Below are 12,694 nucleotides of genomic sequence, written 5' to 3' on the forward strand. Positions count from 1 at the left end.
TAGCGACCTGTCATGTCTGCCTCCGCTTGCCACAACGGCATTAGGCTAACAAACGCGACTTTTCAGACAAACCCTAGTAAATGCTGGTAACCTCAGGCACTTACTTAACGTTTATCCAGCCGTCCAGGTAAACCATTATCCGAGATTAAGCGTAAGCCTTGCACTACAGGCTTACCTGTTAATAAGGTTATTAATTAATACAACTACTTATTAAAGAGTTGTCGTCAATTTAATAAATGCTACTTCTTGCGCCTCGCCGATGGTTTGATGTGTTATGCGGGTTTTCCCTTTGGCATCTCTGTAAATCTCAACAAACTCGTTGGATACGGAAATAGGCCCCAAGATACGTATAGTCTGCTCAGGCTCCAAGATCTCATGGTCTTCACAGGTTGCTACGATAAAAAGATCAGGATTCAGTTTTTCAAGTTCTTTGATAAGTTCGCTTACAGTCATGTCTGAATCCTCTTAAAAGTGAATACATTGCCTTAGGTTTGTGCGCTCAATAGTTCAAAACCTGTGGCAATATAGGAACTACGAATAATGTCGAAGTAAAAGATGCAGTCATAGGAGTTATCATGAAAAGCTAGATTGGCAGTGTCGAGCCCTTGGAGCGCACCTCTTGCATAAATATGGATTGTATTCTGGTAAAGAGGTTTCTTTTCAGGATGACCATTCGGCAGGTACAGCTACAAAGGAGCACACTTTATTCAAGGCGATTTTTTCGAGACTGACCCGCTAGAAGGGCCGTTGCTTTTGCATTCATTGGCTGCCTAGGCACTAGGTCCATAGCGGTGGAGACCTGAATATAGACGACTGTAGGTTTTTGATAAACCTACATACAAACTGTACAGGTATTGGTATGTTGTACAAAAGCAAAGTAATCGGCCTTTAGCAACGGTTAACCTGGCTGCGAATAAGTTATACAAACGAGCCGGCGGCACTATAAGTTAGACCTGTATATTGTTTTTGTTGCTGTCCGTTCGTCTGTATTGTGAAACTATTACAACTTCTTAATATCAGAATAGTGTGAGGGATGTTCTTATAATGCCTTTCGAAAAAGGGATGATAATAGAGGTTATTCCGCTACGGTTACGCTTTCGGTGAGTCTATACAAGCTTTTGGTTTTCCTGCCGTAAATTTATATCTTTTCTCAGGTGCTGCTTTATTTACGCAGATCATGATTTAAGTGCATGGTAAAAAACCATAGCAGAGGAATGGCTTTGCCTGAGAAAGAGGAGGCGAGACATTAATAATGTTGCATTACTATATTAAAGTGTGAAGGTCATTGAAGTATATTTTATGAGGGTTATCAGTATTTAAGAATAGCTGCATCTTTATGTGGCTATTTAAATAGGTTCGCGTCTCGCCAATTATTTATCTATGGATTCCTGCTAGTAGCCATGGAGGGTTGGAACACGATCTTCATGTATAAGCGGAGTACAGAATAATCATGCTGCATATTCATTTTGGTACGGGCCGGCTTGGGCTGGGTCTGGTCGCTCCTTTTTTTCAGGCTCCAGGCTCAGAACTTTATCTCTTCAACCGTGCCGTTTCTGGGGGTAGCGCAACAGGCTCTACGGCTGTTAGTCCCGAGCGCCGTAATGAGCTCCTTCTCACCCACTCTCGAAAAGAATATGTCATCGCGACACCAGAAGGCGAGATGAAGCCAAGAGAGCGAGTAACCTACAACGATTTCTTCACTTATGAAGATAAGAGTATTGAGAGGCCGATTCGGGATATTCTCGATCGTTCCGAGGGAAAGTCCAAGGGCGTCATTGTCACAGCGTCCGTATTGGCAGCAGAAAACTATAGCCCGGTTATCGAAGCACTCAATCTGATCTGCAAGGCAAAAACTGATGAAGAGGGCTCGATAGGCAATATTTATCTTATTGCCTGTGAAAACACCGTAAGTGCTTGCGAAGTGCTAGATCATGAAAGTCTACAGGGGATGATTTCCGACGATATTCGCCAGTGTGTTCGCTGTGTACCCGCTTTAGTGGATCGCGTGTGTGTCGAGCTGGAGGAGGCCGTACTCGATAATGAACCTACGCTGGTGGTACGAGCGGAAGAGTACGGCGCATTAAAAGTTGAACTATGTCCCCGTACCGAGCAGTTGCCCCAGATTCTCGAGGGTAGCCGGATACAGTTCAGTCGTTATCTGGATATCGAAAAGGAAATCAAAAATTCACTGCTCAATGGCTCCCATTGGCTTATCGCACTAACAGCCTTTCAGGAAACAGGTGGCAGGCCGGAAATCAAGCTCAACGAGTTCATTCAAGAGACCGATAACCATCGGCTTTACGCCTCGGAGGTCATCAATGAGATGCGCGATGGGGTTGAAGCGTTGCTGCGCTCCAAACCCAAGTATGCCGACTTTGTCCGGGATGTTGACGTGACGGCATATCTGGATGGGGCCGCCAAATCCATCCTGAGCCGTTTCGAGGCAAACTCTGACACGATCAATCGGATTCTGGCCCGCTTTCGCGCCCCGTGCCCTGATGAGGTAACAACGGTACAGAAGTTCATCGATCGTTTTCTGCATCGTATCGAAGAGCCGTTACAGGCGTATCAGGAGCAAAAGGGGCTACCTGCTAAAAGTGCATCACAAGGGCTGTTCAACCTGTTTCGTCTGCAAGCCTCGGGTACTTATATCGATTCCCACCCTGTCGAGCAGGACAAAGCCAGCTAGTCGAAGTCCAACCTTTTACCTGGGGCGCTTTGAAGCCTCGAACCAAACATGAAGAGGAGACTTAGCGGAATGAAATTTGAGGCGTTGATTTTTGATTGTGATGGAGTGCTGATCGATAGCGAAATATTGGTGTGCCGCATTGCGGCGGAGGAGCTGACCAAACTTGGCTATTCCATTACAACGGAGCAAGTCATTCAACGCTTCGCGGGTCGGCCTGACCACGAAATGCGAGCTGAGATCGAGCACGAATGGGGCAGGCCTATTCCAGAGGGCTACCGCGAAAGTGTCAATGCGCGGACGGTTGAGTCGTATGCAACAGAGCTCAAGATCATGCCGCGGCTTATGGAGGCCCTGGATCAGATCGATCTGCCAGTCTGTGTCGCTTCGAGCAGTTTTCCTGAAAAGCTCCGTTTAGGGTTGGAGACGGTTGGGCTGTATGAGCGGTTCATGCCCAATGTAGTCAGTGCAACCTTAGTTGCACGCGGAAAGCCGGAGCCGGATGTTTTTCTGTTTGCCGCCGGGTGGATGAAGACCAGCCCGAAGAAGTGTCTGCTTCTGGAAGATAGCGTAGCGGGTGTAACCGCTGGAGTACGTGCTGGAATGCATGTGCTCGGTTTTGCAGGCGGCGCTCATTGTGACGCAGGGCATCGACAGCGGTTGCTGGACGCGGGCGCTTCCGCTGTCTTTTGCGATATGAGCGAAATGCCATCCTTGATCAAAAAGTTAAACGCCCCGGTTTAATGCATGGCCCATGTGGGTAGGTTTACTACTTGAGTTCTCTTTAAAGGAGCGCCGTCAAGATAGATCTCTTGTGTTCCTATAGAAGCCACTACTACACAATTTAGATAGACAAGAGAGGTAACAATGGAGAAGCACGTTGTCGCAAGCCTGACCGAGTCCCGCTCGGCATTAGACGCGTTCATGCGGGATGAGCTTGCGGTTTCGGCCATTGCCCAGGCCGGGCAGCTCCTGGTTGATACGTTTACTAAGGGCGGCCGCGTCTTTAGTTGTGGCAATGGTGGTTCTATGTGTGATGCCATGCATTTTGCCGAAGAATTGTCAGGCCGCTATCGTGAAGATAGAAGAGGTCTGCCGGCAGTTTCAATCAGTGATCCTAGCCACCTGAGCTGCGTTGCAAATGATATGGGCTACAGCCAGGTCTTTTCGCGCTATCTGGAGGCACATGGACGAGCCGGAGACTGTCTGCTGGCTTTTAGTACGAGCGGAACAAGTGCCAACGTGGTAGCTGCGGCGGAATACGCCAAAGCAAACGGCATATTGCTGGTGGCTCTGACGGGGCGGCAAGGCTCACCACTAGGAGCGCTAGCCGATATAGAAATCTGTGCGCCTGGGGGGAGGTATGCTGACCGTGTTCAAGAGCTGCACATCAAAGTTGTTCATATCTTGATTGAACTAGTGGAACGGGGGCTGTTTCCTGACAATTATGCGTGAAGCACTACGCAGCTCATGCTTAATGGCATGTTGAGCATGCTATGCCGTGAGGTGCAATCCTACTCAAAGGCTTCTCTATGGTTTAAGCACAGCATCCCTTGCCTTACGTCAATGTATCCGTTCGTAAAGGTCACGTAAACGTTGCTTAATAGCAAAGTGCTATGGTTAGAATCAGCGTGTCTTAATTCAGTGAAGTAGTGAAATTAAGGAGCGCAGATGCCTACGGACAACGCCAGCGGAGCGGTTGGTGATGTGTTGGAAAAGACGGGTGATATGGAGCGTGCGGACTATCTGGTCTTTGCACGAAAGCTCCATGATGCTGCCGTAGACGCTGCCAGAACGCAGCTATATCAACTCGATGATGCAGACGCCTGTACACGAGAGCTGCATGAGTTGTATGAGCGCTTTCGCAAGCAATATCTGTGATGTATGAACCTGACAGATGAGGCGTCCGGGTTAGAACTTCTGCATTGCAGCCAGAAGAGTATTTAACCCTATACGTGTATTTAAGAAGGTGATGCTAAGGCCGTAAAGAACTGTTTGGCTGGTGTCCGTCGCTAGGATGGAACGACAGAGCCTGAGTACATCAGGCTCAGCAGTCCTAGTTGTTTCTTTGGCCCATCGAGTTGCCATGCAGGGGAATGGGCTGCTTGGAAGCCTGGGGCGTGCTGTCTTGCCCGACCATCTCTTCGTAGACTGCAGGCTGAACCAGGAACAGCTGAACGTCTCCCTTCAGATTAACCAGTATTTTTCGGCCTTCTTCGACCGAGGCGATATGCAGCGTTTCACCGTGATCGTTCACAACGGGATGGGATTCATTATTCATTAACGCATGTATGACGAAAGAGCCGCCCTCCATGGAAACGAAATGGATTTCCTTAACATCTCCGTCCTTCACATGCTTGGTCAATTCTGCCACTTTCATGAAGGTTCTCCAGTACTGGGGTTGTTGTTCAAATAAGCGTTTCGCTATCGTTCTTTGAAACGTGGTGGGTGGGCGAGTTCAATAGAGGAACGTCCGTCTTGTGATATCTGCACGGCCTTGTGGTGCCCATCATCTACCTTGCTACGATGAAAACGATGCGCGGCAACGTGACGCGCTGAAGGGGCGACATAAAACGTCTGTTCAGTAGTATGCTAATGAAATGACGATCCGCTGAGTCCTTCGGCTCGACTTTCAGAATCCTTCCTATTGCCGTGGCCATCCCTCCGCTCGTCAGACGTCGAATCTGCTACAGATTTTGTTTATTGCGAGGTTTCAAGTGCCCAGTTCTTTCCCTCTTTCTCGCCCACGCCGTCTTCGTCGTTCCGATCAGCTTCGCTCGATGTTTCAGGAAACTGAGCTGAGCCTCAATGATCTGGTACTGCCGATCTTCGTCGAGGAAGAAATCGATGATTTCGTCCCGATCAAAGCCATGCCGGGTGTCATGCGTATCCCCGAATCCAGGCTGGCCAGCGAAATCGAGCGTTATGCTCGCGCCGGTATCAAGTCGGTCATGACCTTTGGCGTGTCTCATCACCTGTCCCATGACGGAAGCGATACATGGCATGAGGACGGCCTGGTTTCACGTATGGCGCGTATCTGCAAGGACGCGGTACCGGAAATGATCGTCATGTCCGATACCTGTTTCTGCGAGTACACCACCCATGGTCATTGTGGCATCGTTCATGATGACCACATCGATAACGATGCCACGCTGATCAATCTGGGCAAGCAAGCCGTTGCTGCGGCTCAGGCCGGTGCAGACTTCATTGCGCCGTCGGCAGCCATGGATGGACAGGTGCATGCGATTCGCAGCGCTTTGGATGAGGCAGGCTTTATCAATACCTCGATCATGTCCTACTCCACCAAATTTGCATCGGCAATGTATGGCCCGTTCCGCGAGGCTGGTGGTAGCGCGCTCAAGGGCAATCGCAATGCCTATCAGATGAATCCCATGAACCGCCGCGAAGCGATCCGTGAATCTCTGATGGATGAGCAGGAAGGCGCGGATGCGCTGATGGTGAAGCCTGCTGGCGCCTACCTGGATATCATTCGAGACATTCGTGAGGCCTCCAGGCTACCGCTGGGCGCCTATCAGGTCAGCGGTGAATACGCCATGATCAAGTTTGCGGCCGCCGCCGGGGCGATTGACGAACACCGTGTGGTACGGGAAAGCCTGGGTTCAATCAAGCGTGCCGGTGCCGATCTGATCTTTACCTATTTCGCCATGGATCTGGCCAAAGACGGTATCTAACACTGCGAATAGCGAGCCGGCACTCCTTTCGCCGGCTCCGCTCAAGGCTACAGGTAGATCACCAGCGGATGGCCATGCACTGGGTGCTCCTGAATCAGGACATCCAGATCAAACACTGCCTTGAGGCGCTCGGGACATAAGACTTCTTCAGGGCTGCCCAAGCCCTCCATTTGACCATGCTTGAGCAGAAGCAGCCTGTCGCAGTAGCGGGCCGCCAGGTTCATGTCGTGCAGCACGACGGCTACGGCTAACCCTTGATTGGCCATCTGCCTGATCACCTTCAGGATGCTGTGCTGATGATGGGGATCGAGGGCTGATGTCGGCTCATCCAGTAAGAGCACCTTGTCAGAGGTGGCAGGCCATAGCTGCGCGAGTATGCGGGCCAAATGGGTTCGCTGGCGCTCCCCGCCGGACAGGGTCGTATAGTGACGTTGCGCAAGCTCGGTCAGGTCGCAAAGATCAAGTACCGTATCGACGATTCGGGTATCGGTATGGAGGCCTGTTGCATGGGGTAGTCTGCCGAAACCTGCAACTTGTCTTACCGTAAACGCAAAACTTAACGTCGAGGTTTGAGGCAGTACAGCCAGATTAAGAGCCCTCGCCTCGGGCGACCATGCTGCCAGGGGCGTTGCTCCAAGTATGATATCGCCTGAGGTCGGTCGTATGTCTCCACATAACGCGCCAAAGAGTGTGCTTTTCCCTGCGCCGTTGGGACCGATGACTCCCAGGATTTCGCCGCTGCGCAGCTCCAGATCGATGTCACGAATACGCCACCCGGTGGCATGCTGAACGCTTAATTCTGTTGCCTTGAGCATTACATGGCCCGTCGCAACAGCAGGAACAAAAAGAAGGGCGCCCCGATAAAAGCGGTCACGATCCCTATTGGCAATTCGGCGGGCGCCAGCAACAGGCGTGCAATGATATCGGCCAGAATCAACAGGCTGGCGCCGCCAAACAGTGCGCTGGGTAAGAGTACCCGATGGTCGGGCCCTGCAATCAAGCGGAGCAGGTGTGGCACGACCAGTCCTACGAAGCCGATCAGGCCTGCTGCTGCGACTGCGGCACCTACACCCAAGGCAGTACACAGGATCAGTTCGCCCTTGAGTCGCTCTACATCGATACCCAAGTGTCGTGCCTCGGACTCTCCAAGAAGCAACGCATTCAGGGCGTCGGCACGTCGGGGCAACCATAACGCTACGGCCAGGCCAATCCCCACCAGCGGCCATAGCCGGGCATAGCTGGCACCGTTCAGGCTTCCTAGGTTCCAGGACGTCAACAGGCGCAGCGTGGTGTCATCAGCCAGATAGGTGAGCAGACCTATGGCAGCGCCTGCCATGGCCGTTAACGCAATACCTGCCAGGAGCATGGTGGCGACGTGTGCCTGACCGTGCCGGCAACCCAGCCGGTAAACGATGGCAGTGATCACCAGGCCGCCCATGAAGGCAAACAATGACAGCAGATAAGGCTGGAGCCCAATCGGCAGGCTGAAGAGGTACTCGCCGCCGACAATTGCCAGGGCTGCGCCCAACGCCGCTCCACTGGACACCCCAATCAGGCCAGGGTCTGCGAGGGGATTGCGGAAAAGCCCCTGCATGGCAACGCCCGTCAATGCCAGCACCGCACCAACCATCAGGCCCATCAGGGTGCGAGGCAAACGAATCTGCCCAACTACCAGTAGAGCCTGGTCACTGGCGGTAACAGGTAGACCGGAAAGATGAGCCAGCGCGCGTAACGTTTCGCCCAGGGGGAGGCGAAGCGGCCCCAGCGCCAGTGATAGCCACAGGCTGAGCAGGGTCAAGCCGATCAGCCCTATAAGCAATAACCGAGGCGCCGCGCGCAGGCTCATGGTTGTCCGGCTGCCGGCTCTGGAAGATCTTGCAGGTAAAACTGTCCGGCTAGGTGCTCTGCTACTTCCGGCAGACGAGGTCCCAGTCCGCCTACCAGTACGGTGGCATCAATAGGCAGTAGGTGTCCTTCACGCACGGCCTGACTTTGCTCTAGGGCAGGATTCTGCTTTAACAGCGCCTGCGCAGCAGCAGCGCCCTCAAGGCGGCGGTCGGCAATAATGATATACGCCGGGTCAAGCCCAGCCAGCACTTCGCTGGAGAGCGCCTTGTATCCTGGCTGCGTCGCCAGGTTGATACCTCCTGCCTGCTTGATCAGCCAATCGCCGAGTGTATCGGGCCCTGCGATCAACGGCCGATCTCCCGTGCCTCCAATTAGTAGTAGCACGCCAGGGCTGGCGTGATGCGCCTGAGCTGCATGAATGCGGGATTCCAGGCTGTGCAACGTATCACTGTAGCGGGTAAATTGCCTTTGGGCCTCTTCCGGTTTCCCCAGCCAGGTACCCAGTGCTTCCAGGGTACGGTGCAGGGTGTCCAGACTGGCGTCGGCCGACAAGGTCTCTACTCGCACTCCTGTTCTGCGCAGTTGATCAAGCACGGGAGGCGGCCCCATCTCTTCGCTGCCTACCAGTATGTCTGGCCGCAAAGTAAGAATGCCTTCAGCGCTGAGCTGGCGTTGATAACCTATCCTGGGCAGCGTTTGAAGCGACTCGGGGTGCTGGCTTGTAGTGTCTACGCCAACCAGTCGGGATTGACCGCCCAGTACGGCGATCCATTCAGTCAGCGAGCCGCCTGCACTGACCCAGCGTTGGGGCTGCTCGGCAGATAAAACGATCACGGCGGTAGCCCAGAGCAGAAGTCCCATGGCAAGACGAATCTTTTTCACTGAGCAGACTCCGCCAGGGCTGTCCATTGTGCACGTTCGGGTTGGCCAGGTTTACGTGCGCCAAACATCTGCATGATCAGTTCTCCGTTGTGGTCATACGCCTCAAGGCTGGTAATGATGCCGTCCACACTCGGTTTACGCACGCGCCAAAGTGTATGGATACCCGACGTTTGCAGGTGCAGATTGAAGGCACTGTCCAATACATTGAACCAGGTGTCTACCCACTTGAGTGTTGTGAGGGTTCCGGTATGGATCTGGATACAGTGTTGGTTGCCCACAAATATCATGATGGGTAATTGCTGTGCCGCGGCAGCGTTCATGACCTGGGGCAGCGCGTCCACATTCAATGATTCAGCCCACTCCTTGCCCGCCAGTCGTAAGGCCTGGGTTCTGGCGATGCCCAGTCGCTGCAGGAGCGCATGGAAGTGGTGGGTATCCTTTAGCTCCGCCCACCCTGAGCGCAGGGCCTCGATATCAACCTTCTGATCGGAACAGGGCGGTACGCGCGCTTTCAACGGTACCCGTGTCAGTTCGCAGCTTTGCTCAGTTTCCTTAAAGCGTGTCTTCAGCGCTTCCCAGGCATCCTTATGACTGTTCTCAGTCAGATAGACTTTATGAATCGCCATTCCTTGTGCATCAAAGACCTGAAGGCTATGTAACAGGCCGCGCGAAGTCACTTCGTCTACCGCAAACGCAAATGTCCAGCCTGAGAGAAACAGCCGTAAATCGATGTCGGGCGAGACGACCAGCCCCATACGACCATTTCCTGATATGGCCAGTTCGCGGTACGGCCCCTGGCGCTCATGGACGCAGTATTCATTGCGCGTAAGCGCCATGACAGGTCCCAAGTTGGTAAGCTCTCCCAGTAGCGCTTTCCATTCAGGACGCAGGCGGATCACATCGTTCCCAATCCGACTGGCTACAAGCTCCGCCTCGCTGACCTTCAGCTGTTGGGCGGCATCACGTGCACGTATAGAGGGTTTTTCCAGGCGCAGACGTTGCCACTCCTTGAAGAGATCGCACGCAACGGCAGGCTCTAACGTAGACAGGCTCATAGGGGATTTCCTTGAAGGTTAGGGTAGAGCGGCATGGCTAGACATCCGTCTAGCGAACCAGTGCGAGTATATTAAAACGATAATCATTTACAATAAAGATGATATTAATTCTCATCTTTGGCTTTACAGATATCGTTCGGATAGTAATGATTATCAAATGCATTAAAAAACACCGAGCCCTCTATGAATATGTCTCCGCCGTTTCCGCTTCGCCCATGGATTGTCCTGTTGTGCCTGACACCTGGCTTTACAGCCGCCGCCGAAAGCGCCAGCGCTCTTCCAGTCACTACCATTACTGCAACCTTTACCGAACAGCCGATCACCGCCGTTCCCACTACCGTCACGGTCAAGGAACAGACGGATATAGACCGGGAAAATATCAATACCATCAGGGATCTGGTGCGGCATGAGCCGGGTGTCAGTGTAGGAGGTACAGGGCACGCAGCTGGCATTAACGGTTTCAATATCCGGGGGATCGACGGCAACCGAGTCTTGACCCAGATTGATGGCGTGACGGTACCGGACGCGTATGCGTTTGGTCCTTATGCCAATACCCGGCGAAATTATGTTGATCCCGACCTTGTCAAGCGGGTAGAGATTCTGCGTGGCCCGGCTTCTGCTCTGTATGGAAGTGATGCCATCGGTGGTGCTGTCAGCTACTTCACGCTTGATCCAGAAGATCTGCTCAGAGAGGGTAGGAACTATGGTGCCCGGTTCAAGACAGGATACAGCTCCGCTGATCGTAGTTGGTTGACCTCCGGTACAGTGGCAGGCCGGACCGGCGATTTCGATGCGCTGGTGCATTATGGCAAGCGCAGTGGGCACGAAACGGAGTCGTATGGGGGCCATCATGGACTCGGTAGCAGCCGTACCGCAGCCAACCCGGAGGATCACGACAGCTACAACGTGCTGGCGAAACTAGGCTATCACTACGGTGACGACAGCCGTTTGCAATTGACCTATGAGCATTATCGCTCACGTTTGGACGGTGATATCAAAAGTGCACCGACCCGTATTTTCGGCGTACAGACGCGCAGTTATCTGGGACGTAATGTCGTTGATGTAGAGGAACGAGAGCGCTTCAGTCTGGAAAACGCACTGAGCCTGACTACCGGCTTCGCTGATCGTTGGACCACGTTGCTCAGTTACCAAAACGGTGGGACGGATCAGCGCACTTACCAGCCCAATAGCAGCGCCAGCTATTACCGTAAGACCACGTATGAAGAGCATACTTCGGCATTCGATAACAAACTCGACAAGCATTTCGCCATGGGCGAGAGCGAGCATCTGGTGACTTATGGACTGCGTTATGAGCACCAGGAGGTCAACGGCTTGCGGACAGGGACATCCAACCGTGGTGTCGCTAATCTTTATGCCAGCGATTTTCCATCGCCTGCGGTGGACACCTGGGGAACGTTTGTTCAGGACCAGATCGATATAGGGGCCTGGACCTTTCTGCCAGCGTTACGCTATGACCATACGACGCTGAAGCCGGATGCCAATACAGCCTATCTCGCCGGGTTGGCCAGCGGTACGGCTTTCGATGATAGCGAAAAGAGCTGGCACCACGTTTCACCAAAACTAGGCGTGACCTATCGCTTCAATGATCACTACAGTGCCTTCGGCCAGTACGCCGAGGGCTTCCGCACACCAACACCCAAAGCGTTATATGGCAACTTCACCAATGAAAGCGCAGGTTACCAGGTGGTGGGCAATGCCGACCTTGATCCGGAAACCAGCCGTGGCGTTGAGTTGGGGTTTAGAGGACACTTCGATCAGGGCAATTTCAGTGTCGCGGTGTTCTATAACAAATATCGCGATTTTATTGAAGAGGATGCCCTGGGCGGAGGGGGCAGTTATGCTGTTTTCCAGTCCAGCAATATCAGTCATGCCACGATCAAAGGCGCCGAAGCCAAAGGGCATCTGGAACTGGACACCGTTGGCCTGCCTGAGGGCGCCTACAGCGAAGGCACCATCGCCTACGCCTGGGGCCGCAACGATGATACTGGTCAGCCGCTCAATAGCGTGAGTCCGCTGACAGGGGTCTTCAGCCTCGGATACGACGACCGCACAGGTCAATATGGCGGTCGTCTCGACTGGACACTGGTACAACGCAAGAAGCGTGTCGATGACGCGCGCTATCACGCTGCCGACGGCAGTATGCAGTTTCGCACGCCGGGGTTTGGCATACTGGATCTTACGGCCTACTACAAGCTCACCCGCGATCTCACGGTCAACGCTGGACTCTACAACCTCACCGACAAGAAATACTGGCTGTGGGATGACCTACGAGGTTATGACACAACCGGAGAAGGAGGAATGCTGGCGCCTGCCAATATCGACCGCCTGAGTCAACCTGGCCGCAATGTATCGATGAATATTGTCTGGGAAATTTGAGCATTTGGGGTAAGGGGCGTCAGTAAAACAGGAGCTGACCGCCTCTACCTTCGAATTGGAGGCGGGTCTACAAATATCTTTGGACATAAGTCTCACTTTAGGGAAAAATCCGCTCGCCTTGTTGCTTATGGCCT

The 12,694-nt window shown here is 53.0% G+C and carries 12 protein-coding genes; 6 read left to right on the top strand and 6 right to left on the bottom strand.

The window, feature by feature from the left end; all coding sequences use genetic code 11:
• Nucleotides 1–210: 210 nt before the first annotated feature.
• Nucleotides 211–453, bottom strand: coding sequence for a hypothetical protein (locus tag GM154_RS19835; RefSeq protein WP_219653137.1), 243 nt, complete (start codon nt 451–453; stop codon nt 211–213).
• Between the two features lie 997 nt (nt 454–1,450).
• Here GM154_RS19835 and GM154_RS19840 point away from each other — a divergent pair.
• The 4 genes from GM154_RS19840 to GM154_RS19855 all read left to right on the top strand — a co-directional run bounded on the left by GM154_RS19840 (nt 1,451) and on the right by GM154_RS19855 (nt 4,567).
• Nucleotides 1,451–2,689 (top strand): hypothetical protein, encoded by a 1,239-nt coding sequence (locus GM154_RS19840; RefSeq protein WP_219653138.1) that lies wholly within the window; start codon nt 1,451–1,453, stop codon nt 2,687–2,689.
• 69 nt (nt 2,690–2,758) lie between these two features.
• Complete coding sequence (locus GM154_RS19845; protein ID WP_219653139.1) at nt 2,759–3,430, top strand: HAD family phosphatase; 672 nt, start codon at nt 2,759–2,761, stop codon at nt 3,428–3,430.
• 123 nt (nt 3,431–3,553) lie between these two features.
• Nucleotides 3,554–4,141: an SIS domain-containing protein gene (locus GM154_RS19850; protein WP_019364226.1), complete on the top strand. Its 588-nt coding sequence runs from the start codon at nt 3,554–3,556 to the stop codon at nt 4,139–4,141.
• Between the two features lie 216 nt (nt 4,142–4,357).
• A complete protein-coding gene (locus tag GM154_RS19855; protein WP_219653140.1) occupies nt 4,358–4,567 on the top strand; it encodes a hypothetical protein in 210 nt (69 codons plus the stop codon).
• 175 nt (nt 4,568–4,742) lie between these two features.
• On the opposite strand, the gene GM154_RS19860 is transcribed toward GM154_RS19855, so the two are convergent.
• The gene (locus GM154_RS19860) at nt 4,743–5,066 is read right to left on the bottom strand and encodes a DUF6482 family protein (RefSeq protein ID WP_219653141.1); all 324 of its coding nucleotides are present in this window, start codon (nt 5,064–5,066) and stop codon (nt 4,743–4,745) included.
• 337 nt (nt 5,067–5,403) lie between these two features.
• On the opposite strand from GM154_RS19860, the gene hemB reads away from it, so the two are divergent.
• Nucleotides 5,404–6,378 carry a porphobilinogen synthase gene (gene hemB / locus GM154_RS19865; RefSeq protein WP_122043891.1) on the top strand — a complete coding sequence of 325 codons (975 nt, stop codon included), beginning with the start codon at nt 5,404–5,406 and terminating at the stop codon, nt 6,376–6,378.
• A 47-nt stretch (nt 6,379–6,425) separates the two neighbouring features.
• Here hemB and GM154_RS19870 read toward each other — a convergent pair whose 3' ends face one another.
• Genes GM154_RS19870 through GM154_RS19885 form a run of 4 tightly spaced genes read right to left on the bottom strand, consistent with a single transcriptional unit; the run spans nt 6,426 to nt 10,163 of the window.
• Nucleotides 6,426–7,193 (bottom strand): heme ABC transporter ATP-binding protein, encoded by a 768-nt coding sequence (locus GM154_RS19870; RefSeq protein ID WP_150346221.1) that lies wholly within the window; start codon nt 7,191–7,193, stop codon nt 6,426–6,428.
• Nucleotides 7,193–8,170 carry an iron ABC transporter permease gene (locus tag GM154_RS19875; RefSeq protein ID WP_219653187.1) on the bottom strand — a complete coding sequence of 326 codons (978 nt, stop codon included), beginning with the start codon at nt 8,168–8,170 and terminating at the stop codon, nt 7,193–7,195. The genes GM154_RS19870 and GM154_RS19875 overlap by 1 nt, the downstream gene beginning before the upstream one ends.
• Nucleotides 8,171–8,220: 50 nt before the next feature.
• Nucleotides 8,221–9,135, bottom strand: a complete 915-nt coding sequence (locus GM154_RS19880; RefSeq protein WP_374940330.1) for a hemin ABC transporter substrate-binding protein — start codon at nt 9,133–9,135, stop codon at nt 8,221–8,223.
• Nucleotides 9,105–10,163, bottom strand: coding sequence for a hemin-degrading factor (locus tag GM154_RS19885; RefSeq protein WP_219653142.1), 1,059 nt, complete (start codon nt 10,161–10,163; stop codon nt 9,105–9,107). The genes GM154_RS19880 and GM154_RS19885 overlap by 31 nt, the downstream gene beginning before the upstream one ends.
• A gap of 183 nt (nt 10,164–10,346) precedes the next feature.
• On the opposite strand from GM154_RS19885, the gene GM154_RS19890 reads away from it, so the two are divergent.
• Entirely contained in the window at nt 10,347–12,560 is a 2,214-nt protein-coding gene (locus GM154_RS19890) for a TonB-dependent hemoglobin/transferrin/lactoferrin family receptor (RefSeq protein ID WP_219653143.1), read from the top strand.
• The last annotated feature ends 134 nt before the right edge of the window (nt 12,561–12,694 follow it).

It is taken from the genome of Pseudomonas sp. MAG002Y, assembly GCF_019400845.1.
Lineage (GTDB): Bacteria > Pseudomonadota > Gammaproteobacteria > Pseudomonadales > Pseudomonadaceae > Chryseomonas > Chryseomonas luteola.

Coding starts and splice junctions, on each gene's coding strand:
- GM154_RS19835 (WP_219653137.1), bottom strand. CDS start 453: ATGACTGTAAGCGAACTTATCAAAGAACTTGAAAAACTGAATCCTGAT.
- GM154_RS19840 (WP_219653138.1), top strand. CDS start 1,451: ATGCTGCATATTCATTTTGGTACGGGCCGGCTTGGGCTGGGTCTGGTC.
- GM154_RS19845 (WP_219653139.1), top strand. CDS start 2,759: ATGAAATTTGAGGCGTTGATTTTTGATTGTGATGGAGTGCTGATCGAT.
- GM154_RS19850 (WP_019364226.1), top strand. CDS start 3,554: ATGGAGAAGCACGTTGTCGCAAGCCTGACCGAGTCCCGCTCGGCATTA.
- GM154_RS19855 (WP_219653140.1), top strand. CDS start 4,358: ATGCCTACGGACAACGCCAGCGGAGCGGTTGGTGATGTGTTGGAAAAG.
- GM154_RS19860 (WP_219653141.1), bottom strand. CDS start 5,066: ATGAAAGTGGCAGAATTGACCAAGCATGTGAAGGACGGAGATGTTAAG.
- GM154_RS19870 (WP_150346221.1), bottom strand. CDS start 7,193: ATGCTCAAGGCAACAGAATTAAGCGTTCAGCATGCCACCGGGTGGCGT.
- GM154_RS19880 (WP_374940330.1), bottom strand. CDS start 9,135: ATGGACAGCCCTGGCGGAGTCTGCTCAGTGAAAAAGATTCGTCTTGCC.
- GM154_RS19885 (WP_219653142.1), bottom strand. CDS start 10,163: ATGAGCCTGTCTACGTTAGAGCCTGCCGTTGCGTGCGATCTCTTCAAG.
- GM154_RS19890 (WP_219653143.1), top strand. CDS start 10,347: ATGAATATGTCTCCGCCGTTTCCGCTTCGCCCATGGATTGTCCTGTTG.